Source organism: Acetatifactor aquisgranensis, from assembly GCF_943193215.1.
Classification (GTDB): Bacteria; Bacillota; Clostridia; order Lachnospirales; family Lachnospiraceae; genus Acetatifactor; species Acetatifactor aquisgranensis.
Map to the genome: position 1 here is coordinate 1 of NZ_CALPDH010000049.1, position 26502 is coordinate 26502.

Consider the following 26502-nt stretch of genomic DNA (forward strand, 5'->3'; position numbering starts at 1 on the left):
CAATACCGGATGTCTTTATCCCATGAATGGGTGTAAAGACATCCGGTATTGTTCTTTTCCTTAAGTTAATGACATTGCGTAAACACGGCACTTTCGGCACTACATAGGTTTCAATTTTACATTATTTCCGTGTGCTTTTAGGGGCATTTTTACATTAGCGAGGGTGCAAACAGTTGTTCTGGAGTTCTTTTGCCTGATAGTATATACTCGTAGGCAAAAGTCGGTTATTATCACGGAAACTCGGATACTAACAGGCAAAACTCTATACTATCACGCAAAAGTCGATACTCGCAGGCAAAACCTTTATACAAACACGGAAACTGCCTGTATTATCACGGAAACAGGATGGGAGTTTTCGTGATAGTATAAGGGTTTCCGTGTTTGTATAAAAGGTTCTCGTGATAGTACACTTGGAAAAGAATAAAAACTAAATGAAATAACGATAAATAGTAGCAGGAAAACCTATCACGGTTTTCCTGCTGCTTGATATTATTATACGTTTTGTTCCCGCTCTGTAGAAATTTTGATTACAACAGTTGTCTGATCTGCATTATTCCAGATAGAATGTGGCACCATGCCATCTACAAAGAAAGATTCATTTTTCTTGACAATCACTTCCTTGTCATCAAGAATAACCTTTGCTTCGCCGTCAACTACGATAAAGATATGGTTATCGTTATGTGTGTGATTCCCCTCCGGGCCGCCACCGCCTTTTTCAATATAGGCGATTGCACCCCATTTAATCTTACCATTTTCGTCAAAAAGTTTCTTGGCAGAAAATCCTTTATGGTTTGGTGGTGTAATAAACTCCTGCATATCGGTTACTCTCCTTATCTGGTTAACTAAAAATTTTGCTTTCTTACAAGGAATTATTATAGCTCTATAGGTAGGCAGTGGCAAGCCTCAAGTTGAAAACAACGAAAATAGCAACAAAAGAAAAGTACTAACAATACATAATTTGTATTCTTGTATGAGTTTTTTTGCGTGTTCCTTTTACCGGGGAGGTTACCGGAACGTTCAGGGAGATGGAATAACGTCAGAATTATTGAGAAAGTATCACTTATCTGTTAGAATATGTGAAAAGATAATTATTCGTTAACAGGATAGGAGTGAAAGCCGTATGCGATATTATCAGTGTGATAAATACCCAATCGAGTTCGTGTTGTCAGAGAATATTGATAAGCACTTTGGCTCCCATAACCATGTAGGGCATTATGTCATATCGGTGGTCATGCAGGGAACGGTTACTGTTTGTTTGGAAAACAAGGAAGTGGCGTGTTGCAGAGGGGATGTGTTTATCATCCCGCCTTATGCCATCCATTCTGTGTGTCAGGGAAGGGACGCACGTCTGCTGTCTATGTGTGTAGGAACTGCTTTCATAGAAGAGACCGATAGGGAAACGGCAGAGACGATTGCTCAGGATCTATTAAGGGATGTAACAACGCAGGGCATTTTCGGATGGGAGCAAAGGGAAAAACTGCTGGCTTCCGTGCGGATGGTCTACCGTCTCCGGGATAACGGACGTAAAGAGATGGATGCAGGCATAAAAATTCTGGCTGATAAAATTATAAGTCACCCGGAACAGGAGCTGCCCATAGAAACATTGGCGGCAGATATTTTTGTCAGCAAATATTATCTCATAAGGAAATTTAAAAGCAGTATCGGAATGACCCCGCACCAGTTCTGTATCCAGAACCGCATAAGGAAATCACAAGGGATACTGGATGAGGATAAGACGATCAGCAGGATTGCCGCGGAAATGGGGTTTTATGACCAAAGCCATTTTGACAAGGCGTTCCAGAGGATCGTCGGGATATCCCCATCAGAATATATCCATTCTAAAAAACTGATAAGGCAGAGTACATAGGGCAATTTTTTACAAGACATGATTGTTTCCGGGGAATATGATTGAAACGTAAGACAGATAACATATTTTATCGGAGGTGCAGAATGGATACATTTGAATTGTTTAACAATGGAAAACTAGTTTTGCCGGAAAAAGAGACTGGCTTTGCAGGGACTGAATGGTCAAAGCATCCGACTTTTAAGGGTGTCGAACTGAAACACATCATTACGGCAAAGGACACAGACGGGAAGTTCAGTTACCATTTAGTGCGGATTGCTCCCGGTTGCAGTATTGGGAACCATACCCATGAAACCCAGTTGGAAACGCATGAGGTGATAAAGGGGAGCGGGAGATGTGTGAATGCAGGCAGCACTATTCCGTATGAGGCCGGTACGATATCCATCATGCAGACAGGCGTACCGCATGAAGTCACTGCAGGTTCAGAGGGGTTATATCTGTTTGCCAAATTTATGCCTGCATTATGTTGAACTGAATAATAAGGATAATAAGCAAGACCGCCGCACTATGGCCATCATCCGCCATATGCGGCGGTCTGCTATTTCCGCAGGCAGGCCGGGCGGACTGATAGCGGAAATTACTTGGAAAGCGGGGAAGTGATTGCCCATGACTTGCCTTCTGTCCATACCCATATCATGCAAAAACGTCAACGCCTCTTAATAATTAACGGTAATTGACCGATATATAAAGTGACGAAATAAAACGAAAGGAAGGCAGAGATATGGCAAAGGAAGAGATTACACCGAGCGAATGGCAGATCATGGAAGTTCTCTGGGCGAGCGATATGCCGCTGACATCCTCCGAGGTTTACAAAAGGATGCAGGGGAATGTGGATATGTCTATGAGAATGGTGCGGGTGCTGATGAACCGCCTGAACCAGAAAGATATCCTTGGTTATACCGTGGATGAGCATGATTCAAGGGTTTACCACTACTATGTTCTGAGACAAAAAGAGGAATGCGTGAAAGAGAAAAGCAGGAAGTTTGTGGACAGCTATTTTTCCGGCAGCGGTACAAATGCAATGGCGGCACTGCTGCAGAGCTTCGCATTGACGGATGAACAGATAAAGGAACTGGAGGAGATTCTGGAAAAAAGCAAGGGGCAGAATGCGGAATCTCCGGACAAAGAGGGTGGGACTGATGCCTGACTGGCAATGGATTGGCAGCTTTCTGGATTTATGTGCAGTATATCTGACAACACAGCTTGTGCGGTGCGCCGCCTTTTCACTTGTACTGACCGGGCTTGTGATGCTGCTCCGGAAAATGCTTTTTTCAGAACGGATTTTTTTGAAGGGGATGCTATGGGCAGTATTTTTGGTCACCCCATTTCTTGGGAAGCTGAAGCTGTTTTATGAAAATGCAGCCATATGTAAGGCGACATGGTGGATGACAAAGGGAACTATGTCCTGCCTGTGGGTTGGCCGCATTTATACAGCGGGTATCCTGGTGGCTGCCGTTTGCATTTTTGGGAAGCGTCTGCGTCTTTGGAGGCTGGTTGCCGGAATGGAAAAAGTCTTTTTTGATGGCATCAGGGTCAGCGTTACTGACATGATTGTTACGCCATTCACAATCGGCTTGCTGAAACCGAAGATCGTCCTGCCAAAAGCAATGGCGGACAGCTACAGCCGGGAGGAATTAAAAGCTATTATACAGCATGAGCAGACACATATCCGGTTAGGGCATTTATGGTTCGGGCTTGCGTGGGATATGCTGCGGTGCCTTTTGTGGATGAACCCGTTCCTGACAGTATTCCAGAAACATTTCAGAGCGGATATGGAAGATATCTGCGACAGGGTGTGCATACAGAACAGTGGGAAGACGGCACATGAGTATGGGCTGGTATTGCTGAAAACTCTAAAACTGCTGCGCTCTGAATCGGAGAATGTACCGCCCGCCGTTACCTATGCAGGGGAAAGTGAATTTATAGGCATGAAAAGGCGGATGGGGAAGATTGCAGGTTTCCACCCATACCGGAAAAAACTGTGTATGTGCATGGTAGCAGTTCTGGTAGCAGTAACAGGTGCGGCATTACTCGTCATACATAGCTGTTCTTATGCCCAATTCAGGGAAGATGAAAGCATACTGGTATATGAGTATGTCGGTGAAGATGGAGTTACCATTTCAAATCATGATAGCAGATTGGATCAGATGATTTCTTATGATGACAGTTATGTTTATGTGGACAGGGAGGCATTTGAGGCATTTTTGGGAAAAAACAATGCAGAGGGGCAGATATATATTGTCTTTGGAGGATTTTATAAACCTCCCGGTTTTTTATGCGGTGGGCAGTCATGTTTATATGAAACTGATTCAACGGATGAGGTAGTCCGGATTCCATACATAAGGCAAGAGGACAATTGGATGATGGCGTTGTTCAAAATATTATAGGTAAAAGGAATTGAATTTTAAGGAGGATATGATTATGGCAATCACAGGAGTGGGCAATTATAGCAGTGTTTATGAAAACACATATGCTTCATCAAGGAAGGAAGCGGCAAAGAAAGAAGAAACAAAGGAAACAGCGGCTACAGAGAAAAACGCCGAAGTAGCAAAGAGTGGCGGCAATGAGGAATACCTTAATAATTTGCAGAAACAGTTTCCTAATATGAAGTTGCAAGTCGGCTATGGGGTTAATACAAAAAATGATGGTAAAGTAGATGTTTTGAATATTAACCCGAAACTTTTAGAGAAGATGCAGAATGATCCAAAGGCAGCAAAAGAATATACGCAGAGATTGAAAGATGTGGAAATTGCACATAAGTATGTAGATAGTTTTTTTGCAGCAACTGGAAGTACAGTTGTATGCCGTCATGCATATTTAGATGAGAATGGAAATTACAGTAATTTTACTGTTTCAGTTAGAAAAGATGCGTTAAACGAAAAACTCCGTAAAGAAGCGCAGGAAAACGCCGAAGAGCGGATTGAGAAGTCAAGAGAAAAAGCCCGTGAAAATGCGGAGCAGCTTGCGGAGAAATTAGAGGAAAAGGCAGAGGAAGCAAAGGGAAGCGAAAAGTCGGAAGAAAAGAAAGTGGTAACGGAAGATGGAACAACAACTCCGAACAAAGCAGAGCAACTCTTAGAAGAAAAAATGGCTGCTTCCAAAGATGGCACGATTTATTTGAATGACACAGATATGAAAACAATCATCGAAGCTGTCCAGGAAGAGGATGCGGGCAAAACCATTGTAAAAGAACAGACACAGGTGGGTGCGAATCTGGATTTGAAGATATAATGTTCAACCCTATTCCGCAGAGGTATATAAGAGAGTGCCTATTTATATGCAGGCCAAGGTTGGCAAAAAATATTTTCAATAAGGAGGATGATATCAATGAACATTAGTTTCAATGCAGGGAGTTCTGGAGGATACAGTAGTATCAACAAAAACAGTGCGCAGTATAAAGCTGTTGAAAGGGATCATTTGAGTGCCATCATTGCAAATGAAGCAAGCATGTCCGAAAAGGAGCGGTTGATTTATGAAACATTTGGCGGACGGGATACTATCATTAAAAATTACATGAAATTATATGACTCTAATGGAAATTTCCTTAATGCGTATGGCGTAGCAGGAATGTGCGTAGATGGAAAAAGTCCTTCGGAATATAATCAGATTATAGATGTTTCCGAAGACTGGCGTCAAGAGATGTTTGATATGGTCAAAAGGGAGTTCATACAAGAAAATGGTGTTGCGAATGGGGATACAACCAAAAGAACATCACTGTATACGGCATATCAAAAAAGCATTAAGATTGATGACCGATTGAAAGGTACATGGACGCTTGGGCAATATGAAAAAGCATATAATAAGGCTTTTTATGATGCGGTAAAGGCGGCTAATCCGAATTGGCAACAGGGACAGCCGTTTGATTCCAGAATACTGGACAGCGTTACAAGGGAATCCGTAGAAAGCCAGCTTGTCAAAAGTGGCAATACATTTGTAAAAAAATCATCTTCGGGTAGCAGATTGGATATGAAGATATGATCTTTACACCTTATTCCGCAGAGGTGCATAAATTTATGCCTTTGCGGAGGTGTGGGGGAGCTCTAAATGATAAAGGATTTAATCAAAACAAAGTAAAGGAGAGTGCACATTATGAATATCGATTACAGCCGGTTTTACAGAGGAACAACAAATATTCCCTCATATGGGAGTGGTGCATATAAGAAGGATACCCTTGTAAAGTATGAATTTAACACCACGGATGAGCATGGCAACAAGGTAATGGATAAGATGTCAAGGGAAGAAACCCTGCAGGCAATGAAAGACATCCGTTCACAGTATGGGGATGCGGTCATTGTGGAATTTTCGGGAGACGGTATGGCAGCCCTCGTGGAAGGAAAGAAAGGCAGCATGGTGCCGGAAGATAAGGAAGCAATGGAAGCGAAAAATGCGGCGTTCCAAAAGGATATCGTGCAGATTGACAATTCCCTGAGTGACCTTCCGGCATATTCGGGTATGTATGGCGCAGATAAGGCGGTTGCGTCTGCTTTGGAGAACTGCGGCAAAGAGGAGAAGGGATTTGTGTATGACATCATCCGGCAGAATTTCCTTGTGGGGAGCAGCGGTTCTATGACAGAGGAAGAGCGGCAGGCGAATATCTCACTCGGCATGAAGAAAGCAGAATATGCGGCACAGAACTTTATCCCGGAGGAAAGCAGGGAGGCATTTCTGGAAGCGATGGAGTCCATTGCAAAACTGGCAAGCGCAGGAAAAGCCGACAGCAGCGGGGTCATGAATTACGGCGTTGCAAAAGCCAGGTATCTTGGGCATGGCAGCGGCCTTGTCCAGACCACAAACGCGCTTGGCATGATGCAGGCGATGGATAAGGACGCATATGCCGAGTACCAGAAGATGGGCCAGAACGATGATGGCGGGCTTAGTTCATTGAAATACCTTACGAACTGGTATGCAGGCGCAGTAAAGAAAGCCCCTTCGATGGTTGATACTTACGAAAAACAGTCGGAGGAATATGTGGAGAAAAACGTGAAAGACCGGGAGCTGGATGCAACCTTTGTGGACATAAAAACGGAAAGCATGGCGGCTTTCCTTGAAAGCCTGAAAATGTTCCAGAGTAATCACCCCAATTTCCTATCATCTATCATAAACCGGGAGCTGACATCGAAGTTTTGGTATTGATGGTACAGTAACGGGGGAGGTCTGCCACGGCTACATATCCCCAATAAGGCACAGAGGACGAACAGGCTTCAGCAGGGAAGCAGTTGCAATATAAAAAAATGATGGGGGTTCTGCAGCATTATGAAAAAGAATATTATATTGTGGTTGGCGGTTTCAGCGGTAGTCATGCTGGCATTGCCGTGGCTTGCGGTTACTTTAGTAAAAGGCGATGCAGGAATGGCCGTATGTTTTCTTTTGTTTTTTGCACTTAATCCGTTATACTCCGTGATATTCGGCGTTTTTGCAGGAAAAGATATGAAGCATCTGTGGAGCCTTCCAATTGTTTCGGCTGCTCTGTTCCTGATTGGCACATGGATATTTTTTGATATGGGTGAAATGGCATTTATACTGTATGCGGTGGTCTATCTTGTATTAGGGATAGTGGCCATGCTGATTTCTATGATCATCAGAAAGAAGGCACAAAGATAATAAATGCATACGGTTCTACAGTAGCATATCCCCATAGGCTACAGAGGGACAGGGCAGGCTTCCCCGGTTTTCCGGCAGATTGGGGAATCGGGGAGCAGGGGGAGCTTTACAGATTAACTTTTTGGAGGCGTGGTTTGAAAAAGAAACTCATTATTGTTTTCGTGGTAATAGCGGTGATTCTGCTGCTGATTCCGGTTAAAAAGGTCTATGAGGATGGTGGGACACAGACCTATACAGCCCTGACTTATAAAGTGATTGTCTGGAAGCAGATAGATGGGAAAACAGGAACGGAATTTTACATTTTTCCTAACAATTTCCACCAGTTAGATTATTACGAGTGACTTTTGAAAGGCTGTTTTTGTATGGAGATAACAGGACGCGGCACAGAACGTCTATATGGGAAATAAGTTCCTCACCCTGCGGAAAAGCGAGGTCGCAAAAGTTGCGCCGGACAGGGCTTCTCCCCGGTTTCCGGCAGATTGGGGAGAGGCTTCATGAATGGCAAAGTTTTCTTTTAGCTGTTTTTGTAAAGAAAGCCAAAGCATAACAGGAAGGCAAGATATTATGAAAAGATTGATTATATTGGTTTTATGGGTGGTTTGTATGCTGGCTTTGCTTGTTGGGTGTTCCAGTCAGGAAAATGAAATAGGAGATATCGATAATCATACGCCGATTGCTTTGTTGGATGATGCGGTTGTTTATAACTATATTGATGATGACGGTGCATTGGTAATTGGACGATATGTTCTTTCCTCAAAAAGGCAATCAGATATCGTAAGTGTGGAAGAGTTTTATATTTCAAGTGGAAAACCTACAGTGATTGATAATTCTGTTATTCTGCCTGTAACCTTAAATACAAACGAACATAAACTTTTGATGGTAAACGCTGATTCTGACACATCTGAAATGATATTTAGCGAATTTAATTCTTATCCAATGGACGCAGTTTCTGTAATGAACACAGACATTTATATGTTAAGCACCATGAAAGATGATGTGGCTACAGCAACTTATATCAGAAAATATAATGAGAATACCGGGGATATGGATATCTGCATTGAAAAACAGTTTACAGATAATACAGGTGAGCAGATAACGACATTTGCCTGTAGCAACGAAAATATTTATGTGCTGGTAAATAATATGGGAGCAGAAAATGATGTTTATATAGAAATTTATGATGATAAAAAATATGATTTACTTGGTAAGCTGTACTTTGATTCTGAATTGAGAAATTTTGTTTCCAATAATGGGATAGTAGAATTTTATTGTTTTGACAGTTACATATACATAAGGAATTTTTCAGATTATGGTGCGATAGGGGAAATAGAAAATAACCAGATAAAAACCTTTCTTAATTTGCCTAGTTTGCGTATGGCTTATAACGGTAAAAATACGCAGGATAATTATTATGGATTTTTTGTAAGAAATGGCAGAGAGCTTTATCTTTTAGATGTTTATTCTGATACTCTATATGAAATCAATTTAGATCTATCACAAGATGAAAGCATTCGTAATGCTATCTCTGATGGAAATAATATATGTATCAGTATTCTTGATGAGAGGGATACAGAGTCTTTTACAACAAAAAAGACCATTATAGTGGATTTCAATGAATTGAAAGAAAAAGCATATCAAACAAAGTGAAAAAGGCTATCCATTATATATCTCCAATAAAACACAGAGAGCAGGCTTCCCCGGTTTCCGGCAGATTGGGGAATCGGGGAGCAGGAAGAAAACCAATAATACACAAACGATAAAAGGGAACCAAGCAGAGATAGAACCATATGCCTGTCTGGTTCCCTTTCTACATATCGGTGCGGGGAGATAGCAATAGATGTATTTTGGGGGAGAGGAGGTGGTATTATCCGGAAAATGAAATGCCCGGAGAGACGGTGCAAGAAACGGGGTAAGCGCATAAATACTGGGCGTATTGAATAGCCCTAAATAGTGATCCATAATAGTAGAGCCAAGAGTAAATTTTTACTGCTCTATCTTTCATCTTAATAGACTAACTGTTAGATTTTCACTATATTTAGGAGGTGTTATATGACCCAATCCAGAGCTCCGCGCCGTTCCAGGCAGGAATGGCTTCAATTGATCACGGAATGCCGCAGCAGCGGGATGACTGACCGCACATGGTGTGAACAGCACGGTATCTTAGTAAGTTCATTTTATAATGCTGTGAAGAGACTTCGTAAAAAAGCCTGTGACATTCCTTATGTTTCAAATAGAAAGCCATATGCACTGGATCTGACTTCCTCAAAACAGGAGGCAGTCCGGATTGACATATACCCGGATACTATTCCGGACGCAGCAGTGCCCGCGCCACACATTGGCAATTCACATACGATCGAACTTATGATGGGTGACGTTTCCCTTAAAGTCAGCAATTCGGCAGACCCTGTTCTGCTCCGGCAGATCATCCGGATGCTGCATCCAACTCTATGTTAGCCGATATTTCCGGTGTCGATGCCATTTACATTGTGACCGGTTATACGGATATGAGGAAATCCATTGATGGATTATGTGCTATTATTCAGGATCAGTTTCCACAGAAAGAAAACGCTAATGCACTCTATCTGTTCTGCGGCAGGAAATGTGACAGGATCAAAGCTATCCTGAAAGAGCCTGACGGGATCGTGATGATCTATAAAAGGCTCACAGCCCAGGGACGGTACCGGTGGCCCAGAGACAGGTCTGAGGTCAGGAACCTGTCCTGGAGGGAGTTTGACTGGCTTATGTCCGGTATTGATATCGACCAGCCAAAAGCAATAAAAATTTCTCCTGGCTGCAGCTGAAAAGTGCATAGGAAAAGAGCCTTTTTCTCTTTATTTTCAGCATTTTGAAAGCTCTCTTTTCCTGTAAATCCCATCTGTTTTCTGGTATAATAAGTATCAGGAAAGAGGTAAAAACATTGGCACAGAATGCAAAAGACATCCAGCTGAGGGAACTTAAGGATCTGCTCCGTGAACTGCGTGAGACCAACCAGCTTCTCCGGAAAACCCTTGAGGAGGCCCAAAAAGAGAAGGCAGTACTCCGGCAGGAGCGTGACAACTTCAAAGAACAGGTCGATTATCTGACGAAAAAACTCTTTGGTTGTTCCAGTGAAAAAGGTGCTTGTGAGATACCGGGGCAGATGAACCTGTTCAATGAAGCAGAATCAGAGATGGATCCATCCGCACAAGCAGCTGATATGCATGCATCCACTGAACAGCCAGAACAGACAGAGCCGGAATCCAGGCCAAGGAAGAAACGTTCCACGAATGAGGAACGTTTTAAAGGAATTCCTGTAAAAAAGGTGTATCTGGAGCCGTCGGCTGATGAGTGTATCTGCAGGGAATGCGGTGCCCGGATGGAAAAGATCGGGACCGAATTCGTACGCCGTGAACTGGAGATCATCCCGGCCCGTGCCAGGGTGGTCGAATACTACAGTGTGAACTATGGATGCAAAAACTGCCGCCGGAATGCAGCGCTGCCAAACATCGTTAAGGGCAAGGATGGGAAAGCACATATGATGTACGGTATGGCATCTGCTTCCACCGTTGCCTGGGTCGTTTATCAGAAGTATTGTAACGGCATGCCTCTTTACCGGATAGAGCAGGACCTTGGCCGGCTTGGGGCAGAGATCAGCCGTGCCACGCTTGCAAACTGGGTGATCAAAAATGGAGAAGCCTTTTTCACGCCTATGTATGATTTTTTCCACCGGAAACTCCTGCGCAGGGATTTTGCAATGGCAGACGAAACTCCGGTCCAGGTACTGCACGAACCAGAACGCCGTGCCCAGACAAAATCTTATATGTGGCTGTTTCGGAGCGGGGAAGATGATGGGGTTCCAATCATCTTATATAAATACTCGGAAACGCGTGCCGGAGATTGTGCAGTGGATTTTCTGGATGGATTCCAGGGATATCTGATGTGCGACGGGTACAGCGGTTACAATAAGGTAAAGACCGCAAAACGTCTGGCCTGCTGGGCACACATCCGCAGATACCTGGTCGATGCGGTTCCGAAAGGAAAGCAGTTCGATTACACACAGCCCGCAGTCCAGGGAGTCATGTATACGAACCAGCTTTTTAACAAAGAGGAAAAGATCCGTCAAAAATATAAAACGTTCGATGCCATCAAGCAAGCGCGCCTTTCCCAGGAAAAACCGATCATTGAAGGCTTTTTGTCGTGGCTTGAAAGACAGAACCCTGTCAAAGGTTCACGGCTGGATAAAGCAGTAACCTATATCAGGAACAGGAAAGAACATCTGGCTGTCTATTTAGAGGATGGACGCTGTAGTTTTTCCAATAATCTTTCCGAAAATGCAATCCGTCCGTTCGTGGTCGGCAGAAAAGGGTGGCTGTTCTGCGATACTCAGGCAGGAGCCCAGGCAAGTGCCATGGCTTATACAATGGTGGAAATGGCGAAAGCAAACAAGGTGAATCCATATCATTACATTACATACCTGTTTGAACATCAGCCGAATGAAAAAATGTCAGATAATGAACTGGAACAGCTTGCTCCCTGGAATGAAAATGTAAAAGCGGAAATTCAGCGCCGGATCGAGTGTCAGAAAAATCAGGAATGATTAAAACATATGTGAATTGTCAATGTGCTTCAGTTGCCGAAAATAACTGGGGCATTTTTATTTTAGCAACGGCTGAAAATTAAGCGCTTACGAAACGGGCCTGTGATATTGGGGAGACGGGTTCCGGATGGATCATTGTGTCACTGAAATGTCCTAACTGCGGCAGGGTAGTAAAGGTGTACTGGAAACCGAATGGAAAAAGATAAATATACATAGCAGGAAAGAATGGCAGGAAGGTATCCTGCTATTTTTACTTTTATAGATTAAAGCGTTTCTTTTATGGTCATACTAAGGTTATCAATGGTAATTTATGGAAATTCCATTGTGCGGCTTGGCAGGTCTGCCATGCCGGATAACTGAATATGTACCGAGCGAGTGGGACCGCATTGTGTCGAGTCACGAATGGCCGGAGTAAAGCTAGTGAATTATTTTAGATTTCTTACAAAGAGCTTTCTCAGGGCCATTTTTTGCCTTTTTTTCAAAGCCAGTCCCACATCTGAATGAGAGCGTTCCTAACTTTACGAAGCCGTAAAGGAAGGAACGCTTTATGTCTTTTAGGAAGATCACAGTCAAATCTGGAAACGAAGAATTCACACTGGAAGTTACGGAAGAAGAATATAGGAATTACTTTAGGCCGTGGTGGCAGCAGAAAAAGCATGAGCAGAGGAACCGGGAGGCGATGGAGCAGAACGGCTACACGGAAGAATCCTACGAGGAATGGAAAGAGAATGATATGCGGACAGAACTGTTTGCAGAGAGCATGGAGGAACTGGCGGAAAAGAGGATGCTGCTGGATGTCCTCCGTGATGCGATGGATTCCCTCCTGCCGGAAGAACGGGAGCTTGCCATGAAGGTGTTCGGGGAGGAAATGCCCCTTGCTGATTATGCAGATATGAAAGGGAAAAATCCCCGGACGCTTTCCGACCATAAGAGAAAAGTATTATCAAAGCTGCGGAAATTCTTTGTAGAGCATGGGTTTGAAATTGACAGCAGATGACCATATCTGCCAGCAAGGGTATTTCTGCGACATTTTTTATGGGAATTGTCGAACGGTTTTTGAAAAAATATCCGTTTCCATCCACCGAAAACCGAAAAAGTGTCATTACGACAGTGAAGGGGTACAAGATGAACAGCCCCGGAAAGGAGGAATGGAACCTATGGAAAAGTCACAGGAGCTTATCGGCATCTTACAGGCAATCAGCATCGTGGCGAAAAGCCTCGCTGCCAAGCTGGTGCAGATCGAGAAGGAAGTGGAAGCCTATGAAGCCGCGAAAGCGGCGCATGACAGGAAAATGAAGAAAGGATGGAGGCGCTGATGCGTAAGAAGGTTTTTATCTGCAGCCCCTTCCGCGGCGACATGGAAGGGAATGCAAGGAAAGCGGCGGCCTACTGCCGCATGGCGTGTGAGCAGGGTTTCCTGCCTGTTGCGCCGCACCTCTTATTCCCGCAGTTCTTGAATGAGGGAATAGAGGAAGAGCGGCGGCTCGGCATCGCTATGGGGATGGAGCTGCTCACCCTGTGTGACGAGGTGTGGGTGTTCGGGGAAGCCACCGAAGGGATGGCGGCGGAGATCGCATCCGCCACGGCGCAGGGAAAAGAAATCATTTTTAAGGAAACGGAGGGAATGTAAATGGGAAGTGAATTAATGAGGATCGCGGAAGGGTTTTCCATCGTGGCGGAAGGTCTAAGGGGACTTGCCAAAGCGGAGGGAGGCACGAAGGAGAAAGCTGTGAAAGCACCGAAAGCGGAAAAGCAGGAAACTGTGGCAGAAGTACAGCAGGAACAGCCCGCCACGCTGGAGGGCATCCGTGCATTGATGGCGCAGAAGACCCAGGAGGGCAAGTCGAAGGAGATCAAGGAACTTTTGCAGAAGTACGGCGCGGCGAAGCTCTCGGCGGTGAAGCCGGAGGACTACCCGGCGCTGATGCAGGAAGCGCAGGTGCTGTGATGGGGAAACACGCATTGCTTTCCGCATCTTCCTCAAAGCGGTGGCTCTCCTGCACGCCCTCCGCACGATTGGAGGAGCAGTTTCAGGAAGAGTCCGGCGGCAGCGTCTATGCCGAGGAAGGCACCGCCGCCCACGCCCTTGCGGAGCATAAGCTGAAAAAGGCACTGAGACGGAGGTCAAAGCGCCCCGTGTCGGATTACCACTGTGACGAGATGGAGGAATGCACGGACGGGTATGTGGCCTTTGCGATGGAGCAGGTGGAGCTGGCAAGGCAGGAATGCAGTGACCCTATTGTTTTGATCGAGCAGCGGCTGGACTACTCCGCCTATGTGCCGGAGGGGTTCGGCACCGGGGATTTACTGATCGTGGCTGACAAGGTTCTGACCGTCATTGACCTAAAGTATGGGAAGGGCGTGGCAGTGGATGCAGAGTGGAACCCGCAGATGATGTTATACGGGCTTGGCGCATTGGAACTGTTCGATGCCCTCTATGACATTGACACGGTGCGGATGACCATCTACCAGCCGAGGCTGGAATCCGTCAGCACATGGGAGATTTCCGTAAAGGACCTGATGGAATGGGTGGAGATGGAATTAAAGCCAAAGGCCGTGCTTGCCATCAAGGGGGAGGGCGAGTACCGCTCCGGCGACTGGTGCCGTTTCTGCAAGGCGAAGAACACCTGCAGGGCGAGGGCGGAGGAATACTTGCGACTGGCGCAGATGGAGTTCAAGGCACCGCCGTTATTATCAGATGAAGAAATTGCGGAAGTCCTGAAAGTGGCGGACGAGCTTGCCAAATGGTCGGCGGACGTCTACGCCTACGCACAGGACGAGGCGGTCACGAAGGGGAAGAAATGGGCCGGCTTCAAGCTAGTGGAAGGCAGGAGCAACAGGAAGTACACGGATGAGGAGGAAGTGGTACAGGCGGCGCAGAAAGCCGGGTACACGGATATTTACAAAAAGACGCTCATCGGCATCACGGAGATGGAGCGGCTGCTTGGGAAGAAGAGATTTGCAGAGGTACTTGGGAAGCTGGTCTACAAGCCACAGGGCAAGGTGACCTTAGTGCCGGAATCGGATAAAAGGCAGGAGATTGCCGCAGCAACCGCGGAGGCGGATTTTAAGGAGGAATGAACACCATGAGTAATGAGAATGCGAACCTTACAAAAGTGATCGTACCGTGCAGGTTTTCCTACCTGCACTGCTGGGAGCCCAACGCAGTCAGCGACGGGGACCCCAAGTATTCCGTATCGGCCATCATACCGAAGTCGGATACGGAGACCATTGAGAAGATTAAGAAAGCAATCGAGCAGGCGAAGAAGGATTCCGTCTCCAAGTGGGGCGGCAAGGTCCCGGCGAACTTAAAACTCCCTTTAAGGGACGGCGACATTGACCGCCCGGAGGATGAGGCGTATGCGGACAGCTACTTCTTCAACGCCAACAGCAAGCAGGCACCGCAGGTGGTGGATAAAAACGTACAGCCCATCCTTGACCAGTCGGAGGTGTATTCCGGCTGTTATGGCAGGATCAGCGTGAACTTCTACGGATTTTCCACCAACGGTAATAAGGGCATTGCCGCAGGGCTTGGCAACATCCAGAAACTGCGTGACGGGGAGTCGCTGGGCGGCAGGACGAACGCGGAGGATGACTTTGACGCGGTGGAAGTGGATGACGAGGAAGATTTTCTTGGATAGGCATACCGGGGCGGCGGGGAACTGCCGCCCGTCATCCAAAGTACGGAAGGAGGGAGCCTTTTCATGGAGCGGGTGCTTGAAATGGATATCGAGAGTTTCAGCGATGTGGATTTAATCAAATGCGGGGTATACGCCTATGCGGACAGCCCTGCTTTTGAGATTTTACTGTTTGCCTATTCCTTTGACGGAGGGGAAACACAGATCATAGACCTTGCGCAGGGGGAGAAACTCCCGGCAGAGGTGGAGGAAGCCATCTTTGACGTGTCAGTGACCAAGACGGCATACAACGCCAACTTCGAGCGCACCTGCCTGTCAAAGCATTTCGGGAGGTACATTCCCCCGGAATCCTGGCATTGCAGCGCGGTACAGGCGGCCATGCTCGCCCTGCCCCGGTCTTTGGAGGATGTGGGCAGGGTGCTTGGTCTGGACGAGCAGAAGATGAAGGGAGGGAAAGAGCTGATCCGGTATTTCTGCGTTCCGTGTAAGCCAACGAAAGCAAACGGCGGCAGGACGCGGAACCTCCCCTGCCATGCGCCGGAGAAGTGGGAGCTTTTCAAGACCTACTGCAAAAGGGATGTGGATGTGGAGAAAGCCATCCGCAGGAAGCTGCACAATTTCCCCATCCCGGAAAGCGAGATGGAACTGTACCGTTTAGACCAGCGCATCAATGACCGCGGCGTGCTGGTGGATATGGGGCTGGTAAGGAATGCGGTTTCCTGCGAGCATCTCCATAAGGAGGTGGTGACGAAACGCGCTTATGAACTGACGGGCTTGGAGAACCCCAATTCCGTGGCGCAGCTAAAAGGCTGGCTTGGGGACATGGGGATGGAGGCGGAGAACCTTTCCAAGAAAGCGGTGGCGGAAATGATAGCGGAAACGGACGGGGAAGTGGAGGAACTGCTCAGACTCCGGCTGCTGATGGCGAAAACGTCTGTGAAGAAATATGAGGCTATGGAGAGGAGCGTCTGCTCAGATGGGCGGGTGCATGGCTTATTGCAGTTTTACGGGGCCAATAGGACCGGAAGGTTTGCGGGGCGCTTGGTCCAAATCCAAAACCTGCCTCAGAACCATTTACCCGATCTGGAACTGGCGAGGGAGCTTGTGAAGCAGGGGCGTTTTGAGGATATCGAATTATTATATGATTCCACACCGAATGTCCTCTCGGAACTTATCCGCACAGCTTTCATTCCAAAGCAGGGATGCCGCTTTGTGGTGGCGGACTTTTCTGCCATTGAAGCCCGTGTCATGGGGTGGCTTTCCGGCGAGGAATGGGTGCTGGACGTTTTCCGCGGTGACGGGAAACTGTATGAAATGACGGCATCGAGGATGTTCGGCATCCCGATGGCGGAGATTGGGAAGGGCAGTTCGGAACGGGCGAAGGGTAAGGTAGCTTCCCTCGCCTGCCAATATGGGGGCTCCACTGGCGCACTTGTCAGTATGGGGGCTTTGGATATGGGGCTGACAGAGGATGAACTTCCTCCACTTGTGGCAGCGTGGCGGAAAGCCAATCCGCACATGGTGCAGTTCTGGTGGGACGTGGATGCCGCCGCTATTAAGGCAGTCACCGAAAAGCAGAAAACGAAGGTCGGGAAGATCATTTTTGAATATAAGAGCGGGATTTTATTTATCACGCTCCCGTCCGGCAGAAAGCTGTCATATGTGAAGCCTAGGATGGCTGTGAACCGATTCGGGCGCGATGGCCTGACCTATGAAGGTATAAGCGAAAACAAGAAATGGAGCCGGATAGAGACCTACGGACCCAAGCTGGTGGAGAATATCGTGCAGGGGACAGCGAGGGATTTACTGGCGGAGGCAATGCTCCGTGTGGAGAAGAAGGGATACCCTATCGTCATGCACTGCCATGATGAGATCATAGCGGAAGTGCCGGAGGGCAGCGGCTCCGTGGATGAGATGTGTGAAATCATGGCGGTAAAGCCCACATGGGCGGAGGGACTGCCGCTCCGGGCAGATGGCTTTGAATGCAGATTTTACAAAAAGTGAGGGAGAAATTTATGGAGAGAAGGAATGCGGAAGGGTACCATGACCCGACTGCCTACGGAGGGATGCGTATGGCGGAGCAGAAAGCGGAAAAGGAAACAGTGAAGATGGTTTATAAGAATGGGAGGATGGAGCTTTACATCCATGAGTTCTTCCCATGCACGGCAGCGGTGGCAAGGAAGGTGTTCCCGCTGATCCGGCGCTTTGCGAAAGAGGATGACAGGGAGAAACTGAAACAGTTCTTACGGATAAAGGCGCGGGAGCATTCCGGGAAAGCACAGGCGTTTTCGGAAAAAGCGGAGTTCCTTACGGCAAAATCAGAGGAATGGCATTTCTACCGGAGGAAAGCCAGGGAGGAACAGATCATCTATAACCAGTGCGTGAAAAATCTGAAATTATTGGAGAACGGGGGAAAGAGGGAATGAAACTGTATATTTCAACAGGAAATTCAAGGATGGAGAAACGCTGGAACAACGTGGAGATGGAGCTGGATGAATTCATAGAGCGCATCTCCCACACCATCCGCACGGCGGAGACCGTGGAGCAGTATATGAAAATGACGAAAGCGAAGCAGGACGCCATCAAGGACGTGGGCGGTTTTGTGGGCGGCAGGCTGAAAGGCGGCAGGAGGAAGAAGGACTGCGTGGAATACCGCACCATCATAACGCTGGATATCGACCATGCAGTTCCGGGCGTGATTGAGCAGATAGAGATGCTCTATAATTACCGCTGTTTTATTTATTCCACCCATAAGCACACGGCGGAAAATCCGAGGCTGCGCCTCGTGATCATCTTATCCCGCCCGGTGTCGCCGGATGAATATGTGGCGGTGGCGCGTAAGGTGGCGGAGGACATCGGGATTGAGATGTTCGATGACACCACCTATGAGCCGAGCCGTCTCATGTACTGGCCGTCCACCTCCGCTGACGGGGAATTTATTTTCCGGGATATTGAGGGAGAGCCATTAAACCCGGACGATGTGCTTTCAAGGTATAAGGACTGGCGGGATTCCTCCGAGTGGCCGGTGAGCAGCAGGCAGCAGAACATCGTCCAGAGGGAGATGCGGAAACAGGCAGACCCGCTGACGAAGGATGGAGTGATTGGCGCATTCTGCCGGACGTATTCCATCGAGGAAGCCATCGCAGACTTCCTTTCTGATGTGTACCAGCCAAGCGCCATGCCGGGGCGGTATGACTATATCCCGGCTGACTCACAGGCGGGCGTGGTCATTTATGAGAGGAAATTCGCCTACTCCCACCATGCCACGGACCCGGCCTGCGGCAGGCTGATGAACGCCTTTGACATGGTGCGGATACACAGGTTCGGTGAGATGGATGAAAAGGCGGCGGAGGATACGGAGGCATCGAAGCTCCCTTCCTTTACCGCCATGAGTGAGTTTGCCGTAAATGATGAGAACGTGAAGATGACCATTGCCGGGGAGCGGATGGAGAAAGCGGAGAAGGAGTTCTCCGGGGAAAATGAGGACTGGCAGAAGGAACTGGAGTATGAGAAACGATCCACGGTGGTGAAGAACACCCTGCGGAATCTGCTATTAATTTTAAACAACGATGAAAAGCTGAAGGGCATCGTGTTCAACCAGCTCAGTGACGGCATGGAGATAAAGGGCGCGGTGCCGTGGGAGCATCCGGGGCGGTTCTGGCGGGATGCGGATGATGCGCAGCTTATCTCCTATATCGACCTTACCTATGGCACGTTCTCCATGCGCAATTACAATATCGCCGTGACGAAGGCCGCGGATGACCGCTCCTACCACCCGGTGAGGGAGTTCCTCGATGCCCTGCCAGAGTGGGATAAGGTGCCGCGGGTGGACACGCTGCTCATCGACTACCTGGGCGCGGATGACACGCCATACGTCCGGGCTGTCACGAGGAAGACCCTCTGCGGTGCGGTCTGCCGGGTGTTAAGCCCCGGCTGTAAGTTTGACACCATGCTGGTGCTGAACGGCCCGCAGGGCGTGGGGAAGAGTACGCTCATTTCCCGGCTTGCCGGGGACTGGTTCTCCGACAGCCTGAACTTAAGCGACACGAAGGACAAGACGGCGGCGGAGAAGCTGCAGGGGTACTGGATCATGGAGATCGGGGAGCTTGCGGGCTTAAAAAAGGCGGAGGTGGAGACGCTGCGCTCCTTCCTTTCAAGGCAGAACGACATTTACCGTGCGTCTTTCGGGAAAAGGGCGACGCCGCATCTGCGCCAGTGCGTCTTTTTCGGCACCACCAATGCGGAGAAAGGGTATCTCCGGGACACCACCGGGAACCGCCGTTTCTGGCCGGTGAAGACGCCGGGCGGGAGCCGGAAACATTCTTGGGAGCTATCCAGTGAGGACATCCGGCAGATATGGGCGGAGGTGCTTGTGTATGTGAAAGCGGGCGAGCGGCTCTACCTGGACGGGAAGATGGAGGACACGGCCAAGTCCGAGCAGCGGGAGGCTATGGAGAGCGATGAACGTGAGGGGCTTGTGCGTGAGTACCTTGACACGCTCCTGCCGGAGAAATGGGATGGCATGGATTTATTCGAGCGCAGGAATTTCCTTTACGGGGAGGATTTCGGGAAGCCGGACTTAGTCGGCACGGTGCGCCGTATGTCTGTTTCCAATATGGAGATATGGTGTGAATGCTTCGGGAAGGAGAGGGCGAACTTGAAACGCATGGACAGCGGGGAGATTTCCGCCATCATGGCGCGTATCGGCGGCTGGGATTCCGGCAGGAAGAAGGAACGCATTTCGCTTTACGGGCCGCAGTGGGTTTACAGGCGTGTTCCGAAACGGGAGTGATGTTAAAGACTGGAACGGAACACATTTTGTTCCCATAAAGGCATTTTGGGAACAGAAATTCGGAACATGGGAACAGCAGATAAGCACTGGCATAGAGGGGCGTGTTCCTATGTTCCAAAAAATAATTATATAAATGGAATATATAAAAAAGAGAGAAAAGCACATGTGAATACACCCATATGCGCGTAATAGGGATTTTTTGGTTTTTCGGAACTTTTGGTACAGAAAAGGAGGCAGGGCAGAATGAATTTTTATGAATGGATGATAGGGAAATATTACGGGAAGGACACGCCGAGGGGCGACCTTGCGGGAGATATGAAGCATGAGGAAGAAGGATTCCCCAAAGACGGGGACAGGCAGAGGATACTGGATTATCTGCATGGGATGTTCGCCTGCGATGAGTGCATCGCCCTGTTCAAGAGGTGCTGGCGTGATTATGAGAAGGCGGTGTCTGATGAAGGAAAGTGAGATTGAGAGCCGCCTGCGGGCAGAGGCAAAAAGGATGGGAGGCATGGCGGTGAAGTTCGTTTCCCCCGGTTTGGATGGGGTGCCGGACAGGATCGTATTGCTGCCTGGGAGGAAAATAGCATTCGTGGAATTAAAGGCTCCGGGGAAGAAGCCGAGGCCATTGCAGGAGAAACGGATGCGGCAGCTTAAAAATTTAGGCTTCCCCGTCTATGTGGTTGACGGGGCAGAGCAGATCGGAGGTGTGCTGGATGAGATATGTGCCACATGAATATCAGGAGTATGCAAAGGAGTTTATCATAAGCCACAGGGTGAGCGCGTTATTTTTGGATTGCGGTCTTGGCAAGACGGTGATTACGCTCACCGCCATATGGGAACGGCTGTATGACTATTTTGACATCCGAAAAATATTGATTATAGCGCCTTTACGAGTCTGCTATTTAACATGGCCTTCCGAACTGGAGAAGTGGGAGCATCTTTCCGGGATTGGGATGTCGGCGGTGCTTGGTTCGGAAAAAGAACGCACAGCCGCGCTTGGCAGGAAAGCGCAGGTGTATGTCATCAACAGGGAAAACGTGGAATGGCTGGTAGAAAATCATACATGGGATTTTGACATGGTGGTGATCGATGAGCTTTCCTCCTTCAAATCCCATAAGGCAAAACGGTTCAAGGCACTAAAGAAGGTGCGCCCGATGGTGCGGCGCATCGTGGGGCTGACAGGGACGCCCGCGCCGAATGGATTAATTGACCTTTGGGCGGAGATCGGCATCCTTGATATGGGGCAGCGGCTTGGGCGGTTCATCGGCGGCTACCGGGAGCGGTTCTTCGTGCCGGACAAGCGCAGCCGGGAGATGGTGTTTTCCTATAAGCCCAGGGAGGGCGCGGAAGAAGCAATCTATGAACTGATCTCCGACATCTGCATCAGCATGAAGGCCGTGGACTATCTGGAAATGCCGGAATGCGTTTATAACCGTGTGGAGGTCATTATGAGTGAAAAGGAGATGGCCCTGTATGAACAGTTGGAGCGGGATATGCTCCTTCCCTTTGCAGACGGTGACATTGATGCGGTGAATGCGGCGGCACTCTCCAACAAACTTTTACAGATGGCGGACGGCGCGGTCTACGATGAGAACGGGAACGTGAAGCACATCCATGACCGCAAGCTGGAAGCATTGGAGGATTTGGTCGAGGCGGCGAACGGCAAGCCGGTGTTAATTGTCTACTGGTATAAGCATGACCTTGACCGGCTGAAAAAGCACACCGGGGCGGTGGAGTTGGACACGGCGGAGGATATGCAAAGATGGAATGCCGGGGAAATCCCGGTGGCGGCGCTCCACCCGGCATCGGCGGGACATGGGCTGAACCTGCAGGCGGGTGGCTCCACGCTGGTGTGGTTCGGGCTGACATGGTCATTGGAATTATACCAGCAGATGAACGCAAGGCTGTGGCGGCAGGGGCAGGAGGAGACGGTTGTGATCCACCATTTGATCGCCAAAGGCACACTGGATGAGAGGGTGATGGCTGCACTGGAGAAAAAGGACTGCGGGCAGTCGGCACTTGTGGATGCGGTAAAAGCGAGGATTGGAGGCGTGGGATGAAAGCAGAGGAAATGTTCAGGAGTTATGCGGCAAGAAAGCAGGAAGTGGATTTACTGAAATTCCGCATCACCAATTTCCGCGGCATCGATGCGGACGAGGTGATAAAGTCCATGTGCCTTGCAAAGCCGGAAGGGGAAAAGGTGCAGGAGGGCGGGACTTCCGACAGGACGGCATCCGTGGCTTTGAATTACCGCAAGACGGCGGACAGGCTGGAGGATGAGATGTTTGACGGGCTTTTAGAGCAGTACCGCAGGAAAAAGGCGGAGATCGAGTTCTTCCATTACTGCGTCAGCCGCTTAAGCGGTAAGCTGCCGGAGGTCATAACGGACATGGTGGTGGAAGGGATGGACTGGCAGGAGCTTTCCGAGAAGTACAGTGTCTCCCACACCATGATCGGGAAATACAGGAGGAAGGCGCTGAAAGAGATGGATGTTTTTTACGAAATCCGGGAGAAAAACGACCTGGAAGTGATGCTGAGTTAAAATAAAAAATTTTTTTGAAAAAATTTTTCCCGTCCAGGAGGACATTTTTTCAAGGGCGGGGTAAGCAGGAATCCAGTGTTTATGCGTGTTTGCGGACAGGGTTTTGCGTGATGGTTTACTGACTGGTTTACTAAGTGGTTTACTGGATGGTTTACCAGGTGGTTTATTGCAAAGGAAAAAATATTGTGCTATGGTTATGATGCGAAGAAGTGTAGGGAGCCCTGATGGAAAATCCACGGGGCTTTTTTCACGTCCTCCGCACGGGGCAGCGGGCTTTATCCTTTCACCGCTGTCCTTTTCTTTTGCGGAAAGGGTGGAAAGGTGGATGCTATGGACTGTTTCGCTATGAAGGATGGAAAGTGCAACGTGCTGAGATGTGGGAAGTGTGGAGGCGGGACCTGCCACTTCCATAAGACGAGGGAAGAACAGGCGCAGTCATTGGAGAAAGTAAGCGAACGCCTGCGGAGCCTGCCGGAGTACCAGCAGGAAGCAATCGCTGATAAATACTATGGCGGCGTGAAGAAGTGGTGACGCTTTCCGGGCGGCAGCGTTTTCCGTTACTGCCGCCCGTCCGCCTTACCCGCCGTTCACAAAGCGGCAGACGGTAAAGCCGTCCTTAAGCCCCTCGCGGTAATAAAACTCGTTTTCGCGGGCAGCCCTGCGGAACGCCTCCGTCTGCATCCCCTTTAACAGTTCCCGGTCATCTTCCGGGAGGCTGTCAAGGATGCGCCGGAACTGTGCGTCCCGTTCCTGCCGCTCTGCCTTTTCTTCCTCTGACGGCTCTTTATTATTCCGCCGGAAGATAAGGTCCATCCGTTCTATGATGGTCTGGGTGAGGAATTCCCCGTCCGTCATGGCGCGCTACCTCCTTTCGGGAGACAGTTTAAAACAGGAGCGGCGCAGCAGCCAATACCGGATAGTGACAAAGAAAGCGGCGGTATTTTAAGCATACTGCCACTTTGGAAGATAAGCGGGAAACCACCTTGCTATTGACGGGATTCAGAGTTAAAATGCCCACACCAACTAAGGAAGGGAGGTTTTAGCATGATGCCGGAAGGCTGGAAAGAAGCGCTGGAGATGGCGGAGCGGTACCGAAACTATTTTTCAGAGCGGGATGCGGACATCGCGCTTGGCAGGAGCGGCACACATTTCTTTTATGTGTACGATAAGGAACATGGGTACTTCGAGGTGTTCCATACATTCCGCACGGCGGCGGAGCTGGAGGAACTGATCCTGGGGACGCTGGCAGAGGATTTGGAGTGCATGAACGCGGTGATGGCGGAGAACCTGCATGAGCGGTTCGATCTGACGGACATCAACGAGACACTGGACAATTACGCGCCGCGGTTCCATATGCACACACTGGCGGAGCAGCTAAAGGCTGTGGCCGGTGAGCAGGAGAAGTGGGGCAGGATGATGGCGCAGACCTACAGGGCGCTGTGCGGCAGGCTGCCGCAGGAGTAAACAGGAAGGAGGCGTACAGCCATGCCGAGGAAACCGATGAAACCATGCAGGCATCCGGGATGCCCGAAGCTGACGGACGGGATGTACTGTGAAGAACATTTACGGCTGCACGCCTCTGACCGTGCCAGCGCATCCGCCCGTGGGTATGACAGCAGGTGGGAGAAAGCACGGACACGATTCTTAAAGGCACAGCCCCTCTGCGTCAGGTGCATGGAGCAGGGGAGGCTGACACGGGCGACAGTTGTTGACCACATCATCCCCCACAGAGGGGATGCGAAACTGTTCTGGGATGAGGGCAACTGGCAGAGCCTTTGTAAGAGCTGCCACGACCATAAAACCATGACGGAGGACCGCTATCAGGAGTTCCATTACTGACGGTTTCCGTGATGGTTCTTTTTCTTCCATATTCCGACAAGGCACAACATTTCCCGTGGAAATCTGCATGGGGAAGGGGGTCAAGTTATCTCTAAAACTGTCGAAAAATATCGACCGCCGCCCCCTCAAACGCGCGTTTTCGCAAATTCGCACAGGGGGGATAGGAAATCGCCCCAAAATCTTACATAAACATTGATTTTTCAAGGCTTTCAGGCACTTTAGTTTTGCGTGAAAGTACCGAAAAACCCATGTTTTTGGGCTTAAAAACCATCAAAAAACGCTGGTTTTTGGGCCTTTTTTGATGGAGGTGGAGGGAAAATGACCGATTTTGAGGCGGCGCAGGTGAAGGAAATGCGCTTAAACGGCATGGGCTACCGTGCCATAGCGGAGGCGCTTGGGCTTTCCCGCGACATCGTCCGCAACCACTGCAAGGCGAAAGGGATGGGCGGCTATGTGGCGGCAACTGTGAAGAACCTTAAGGAGCGGGAGGTGCAGAACGGCATCTGCCTCTGCTGCGGGAAGGAAACCGAACAGGCGGGGACGGGCAGGCCGAGGAAGTTCTGCTCAGAGAGATGCCGGAGGCAGTGGTGGAAAGCACATCCGCAGGAGGGGAACAGGAAAGCCATTGTCACAAAGAAATGTGAATGCTGCGGCAGGGAGTTTTCCTTTTACCGGAGCAGGAAACCGAAGTATTGCAGTTATGACTGCTACATCAAGGCAAGGTTCTGGAGGGATTAGAGAATGGAGTTTAAGAAGATCAGGATTGCCGACCTTATCCCGGCATCCTACAATCCGAGGAAAAAGCTGAAACCCGGCGACAAGGAATACCAGAAGATAAAAAACTCCATCACGGAGTTCGGCTATGTGGAGCCGGTGATCGTCAACTCAGACATGACCATTATCGGGGGACACCAGCGCGTGTCTGTACTTTCCGATTTAGGCTATGAGGAGATCGACTGCATCGTCATTGACATTGACAAGCAGAAGGAGAAGGCGCTCAACATCGCCCTCAATAAGATCACGGGTGAATGGAACAAGGAGCTGCTGGCGGATTTGATCGCCGACCTGCAGGATTCGGACTTTGATGTGTCCTTCACCGGTTTTGAGCCGCCGGAAATCGAGCAGCTATTCAATTCCGTCCACGATAAGAAAGTGACCGAGGATGATTTCGACATTGACGCGGAACTGGAAAAGCCCGCCGTGGCAAAGATGGGCGACGTGTGGACGCTTGGGCGGCACAGGCTGGTGGTCGGGGATTCCACCCTGCCGGAGACATACGATGTGCTGATGGCAGGGGCGAAAGCGAACCTTGTGGTCACAGACCCGCCGTACAATGCAAATTATGAGGGGAGCGCCGGAAAAATAAAAAATGATAACATGCCCGACAAGGAATTTTACCAGTTCCTTTTTACGGCATTCGTAAACATGGAGCAGCACATGGAGAGCGATGCCTCCATCTATGTGTTCCACGCAGACACGGAAGGGCTGAATTTCCGCAGCGCGTTCAAGGCGGCGGGCTTCTATCTTTCCGGGTGCTGCATCTGGAAGAAGCAGAGCCTTGTGCTTGGCAGGAGCCCCTACCAGTGGCAGCATGAGCCGTGCCTGTTCGGATGGAAGAAGGGCGGGAAGCACAACTGGTATTCCGAC

At 49.0% G+C, this 26502-nt stretch carries 34 protein-coding genes; 32 read left to right on the forward strand and 2 right to left on the reverse strand.

Translation table 11 applies throughout. From position 1 onward, the window contains the following. Positions 1–492: 492 nt before the first annotated feature. Positions 493–816, reverse strand: coding sequence for a cupin domain-containing protein (locus tag NFS35_RS26140; protein ID WP_251209935.1), 324 nt, complete (start codon positions 814–816; stop codon positions 493–495). Between the two features lie 304 nt (positions 817–1120). On the opposite strand from NFS35_RS26140, the gene NFS35_RS26145 reads away from it, so the two are divergent. From NFS35_RS26145 to NFS35_RS26275, 28 genes are all read left to right on the forward strand, one after another. Next, positions 1121–1867: an AraC family transcriptional regulator gene (locus NFS35_RS26145; RefSeq protein ID WP_251209936.1), complete on the forward strand. Its 747-nt coding sequence runs from the start codon at positions 1121–1123 to the stop codon at positions 1865–1867. 83 nt (positions 1868–1950) lie between these two features. Continuing rightward, complete coding sequence (locus NFS35_RS26150) at positions 1951–2334, forward strand: cupin domain-containing protein (protein ID WP_251209937.1); 384 nt, start codon at positions 1951–1953, stop codon at positions 2332–2334. Between the two features lie 251 nt (positions 2335–2585). Next, positions 2586–3011 (forward strand): BlaI/MecI/CopY family transcriptional regulator, encoded by a 426-nt coding sequence (locus NFS35_RS26155; protein ID WP_004066243.1) that lies wholly within the window; start codon positions 2586–2588, stop codon positions 3009–3011. Between the two features lie 6 nt (positions 3012–3017). After that, positions 3018–3218: a hypothetical protein gene (locus NFS35_RS26160; RefSeq protein WP_251209938.1), complete on the forward strand. Its 201-nt coding sequence runs from the start codon at positions 3018–3020 to the stop codon at positions 3216–3218. A 148-nt stretch (positions 3219–3366) separates the two neighbouring features. Then, the gene (locus tag NFS35_RS26165; protein WP_275564738.1) at positions 3367–4251 is read left to right on the forward strand and encodes a M56 family metallopeptidase; all 885 of its coding nucleotides are present in this window, start codon (positions 3367–3369) and stop codon (positions 4249–4251) included. A gap of 34 nt (positions 4252–4285) precedes the next feature. Continuing rightward, the gene (locus NFS35_RS26170) at positions 4286–5095 is read left to right on the forward strand and encodes a DUF6033 family protein (protein ID WP_251209939.1); all 810 of its coding nucleotides are present in this window, start codon (positions 4286–4288) and stop codon (positions 5093–5095) included. 96 nt (positions 5096–5191) lie between these two features. Beyond that, positions 5192–5842, forward strand: a complete 651-nt coding sequence (locus NFS35_RS26175) for a DUF3879 family protein (RefSeq protein WP_016303038.1) — start codon at positions 5192–5194, stop codon at positions 5840–5842. 111 nt (positions 5843–5953) lie between these two features. Then, a complete protein-coding gene (locus tag NFS35_RS26180) occupies positions 5954–6997 on the forward strand; it encodes a hypothetical protein (RefSeq protein ID WP_251209940.1) in 1044 nt (347 codons plus the stop codon). 120 nt (positions 6998–7117) lie between these two features. Then, positions 7118–7465 (forward strand): hypothetical protein, encoded by a 348-nt coding sequence (locus NFS35_RS26185; RefSeq protein ID WP_016303036.1) that lies wholly within the window; start codon positions 7118–7120, stop codon positions 7463–7465. Positions 7466–7599: 134 nt separating this feature from the next. Next, positions 7600–7806, forward strand: coding sequence for a hypothetical protein (locus tag NFS35_RS26190; protein ID WP_016293598.1), 207 nt, complete (start codon positions 7600–7602; stop codon positions 7804–7806). A gap of 157 nt (positions 7807–7963) precedes the next feature. Continuing rightward, complete coding sequence (locus NFS35_RS26195) at positions 7964–9112, forward strand: hypothetical protein (protein ID WP_251209941.1); 1149 nt, start codon at positions 7964–7966, stop codon at positions 9110–9112. Between the two features lie 402 nt (positions 9113–9514). Then, complete coding sequence (gene tnpA / locus NFS35_RS30005) at positions 9515–9919, forward strand: IS66 family insertion sequence element accessory protein TnpA (protein WP_278707698.1); 405 nt, start codon at positions 9515–9517, stop codon at positions 9917–9919. Continuing rightward, positions 9913–10266 (forward strand): IS66 family insertion sequence element accessory protein TnpB, encoded by a 354-nt coding sequence (gene tnpB / locus NFS35_RS26200; RefSeq protein WP_251209942.1) that lies wholly within the window; start codon positions 9913–9915, stop codon positions 10264–10266. Before tnpA ends, tnpB begins: the two co-directional genes overlap by 7 nt. A gap of 116 nt (positions 10267–10382) precedes the next feature. Further along, positions 10383–12041 carry an IS66 family transposase gene (gene tnpC / locus NFS35_RS26205; protein ID WP_251209943.1) on the forward strand — a complete coding sequence of 553 codons (1659 nt, stop codon included), beginning with the start codon at positions 10383–10385 and terminating at the stop codon, positions 12039–12041. A 547-nt stretch (positions 12042–12588) separates the two neighbouring features. Next, a complete protein-coding gene (locus tag NFS35_RS26210) occupies positions 12589–13038 on the forward strand; it encodes a sigma-70 RNA polymerase sigma factor region 4 domain-containing protein (protein WP_251209944.1) in 450 nt (149 codons plus the stop codon). Between the two features lie 160 nt (positions 13039–13198). Continuing rightward, the gene (locus tag NFS35_RS26215) at positions 13199–13357 is read left to right on the forward strand and encodes a hypothetical protein (RefSeq protein WP_016302979.1); all 159 of its coding nucleotides are present in this window, start codon (positions 13199–13201) and stop codon (positions 13355–13357) included. After that, positions 13357–13671, forward strand: coding sequence for a DUF7768 domain-containing protein (locus NFS35_RS26220; RefSeq protein ID WP_251209945.1), 315 nt, complete (start codon positions 13357–13359; stop codon positions 13669–13671). The genes NFS35_RS26215 and NFS35_RS26220 overlap by 1 nt, the downstream gene beginning before the upstream one ends. Continuing rightward, positions 13672–13989: a hypothetical protein gene (locus NFS35_RS26225; RefSeq protein WP_251209946.1), complete on the forward strand. Its 318-nt coding sequence runs from the start codon at positions 13672–13674 to the stop codon at positions 13987–13989. It abuts the gene before it with no gap. After that, positions 13989–15122, forward strand: a complete 1134-nt coding sequence (locus NFS35_RS26230) for a DUF2800 domain-containing protein (protein WP_251209958.1) — start codon at positions 13989–13991, stop codon at positions 15120–15122. The genes NFS35_RS26225 and NFS35_RS26230 overlap by 1 nt, the downstream gene beginning before the upstream one ends. 5 nt (positions 15123–15127) lie before the next feature. Further along, the gene (locus NFS35_RS26235; RefSeq protein WP_016230059.1) at positions 15128–15682 is read left to right on the forward strand and encodes a DUF2815 family protein; all 555 of its coding nucleotides are present in this window, start codon (positions 15128–15130) and stop codon (positions 15680–15682) included. 63 nt (positions 15683–15745) lie between these two features. Next, positions 15746–17683, forward strand: a complete 1938-nt coding sequence (locus tag NFS35_RS26240) for a DNA polymerase (RefSeq protein WP_251209947.1) — start codon at positions 15746–15748, stop codon at positions 17681–17683. An 11-nt stretch (positions 17684–17694) separates the two neighbouring features. Then, positions 17695–18105, forward strand: coding sequence for a hypothetical protein (locus NFS35_RS26245; protein WP_251209948.1), 411 nt, complete (start codon positions 17695–17697; stop codon positions 18103–18105). Beyond that, positions 18102–20471 (forward strand): virulence-associated E family protein, encoded by a 2370-nt coding sequence (locus NFS35_RS26250; protein ID WP_251209949.1) that lies wholly within the window; start codon positions 18102–18104, stop codon positions 20469–20471. The genes NFS35_RS26245 and NFS35_RS26250 overlap by 4 nt, the downstream gene beginning before the upstream one ends. A 243-nt stretch (positions 20472–20714) precedes the next feature. Continuing rightward, complete coding sequence (locus tag NFS35_RS26255) at positions 20715–20939, forward strand: YozE family protein (protein ID WP_251209950.1); 225 nt, start codon at positions 20715–20717, stop codon at positions 20937–20939. Continuing rightward, a complete protein-coding gene (locus tag NFS35_RS26260; RefSeq protein ID WP_251209951.1) occupies positions 20926–21207 on the forward strand; it encodes a VRR-NUC domain-containing protein in 282 nt (93 codons plus the stop codon). The genes NFS35_RS26255 and NFS35_RS26260 overlap by 14 nt, the downstream gene beginning before the upstream one ends. Continuing rightward, positions 21188–22534, forward strand: coding sequence for a DEAD/DEAH box helicase (locus NFS35_RS26265; RefSeq protein ID WP_251209952.1), 1347 nt, complete (start codon positions 21188–21190; stop codon positions 22532–22534). Before NFS35_RS26260 ends, NFS35_RS26265 begins: the two co-directional genes overlap by 20 nt. After that, positions 22531–23016 (forward strand): hypothetical protein, encoded by a 486-nt coding sequence (locus NFS35_RS26270; RefSeq protein ID WP_251209953.1) that lies wholly within the window; start codon positions 22531–22533, stop codon positions 23014–23016. The genes NFS35_RS26265 and NFS35_RS26270 overlap by 4 nt, the downstream gene beginning before the upstream one ends. Positions 23017–23346: 330 nt before the next feature. Further along, positions 23347–23547: a hypothetical protein gene (locus tag NFS35_RS26275; protein WP_016229217.1), complete on the forward strand. Its 201-nt coding sequence runs from the start codon at positions 23347–23349 to the stop codon at positions 23545–23547. Between the two features lie 45 nt (positions 23548–23592). On the opposite strand, the gene NFS35_RS26280 is transcribed toward NFS35_RS26275, so the two are convergent. Further along, complete coding sequence (locus NFS35_RS26280; protein WP_251209954.1) at positions 23593–23871, reverse strand: hypothetical protein; 279 nt, start codon at positions 23869–23871, stop codon at positions 23593–23595. A 189-nt stretch (positions 23872–24060) separates the two neighbouring features. Between NFS35_RS26280 and NFS35_RS26285 the strand changes: the two genes are divergently transcribed. The 4 genes from NFS35_RS26285 to NFS35_RS26300 form a co-directional block, all read left to right on the forward strand. After that, entirely contained in the window at positions 24061–24480 is a 420-nt protein-coding gene (locus NFS35_RS26285; protein WP_172529805.1) for a hypothetical protein, read from the forward strand. 21 nt (positions 24481–24501) lie between these two features. Next, a complete protein-coding gene (locus tag NFS35_RS26290) occupies positions 24502–24855 on the forward strand; it encodes an HNH endonuclease (RefSeq protein ID WP_251209955.1) in 354 nt (117 codons plus the stop codon). Between the two features lie 318 nt (positions 24856–25173). After that, positions 25174–25593 carry an RNA polymerase subunit sigma-70 gene (locus tag NFS35_RS26295; protein ID WP_103239353.1) on the forward strand — a complete coding sequence of 140 codons (420 nt, stop codon included), beginning with the start codon at positions 25174–25176 and terminating at the stop codon, positions 25591–25593. Between the two features lie 3 nt (positions 25594–25596). Continuing rightward, positions 25597–26502: ParB N-terminal domain-containing protein (locus tag NFS35_RS26300; RefSeq protein ID WP_251209956.1), on the forward strand; the 906-nt coding region annotated here is incomplete at its 3' end.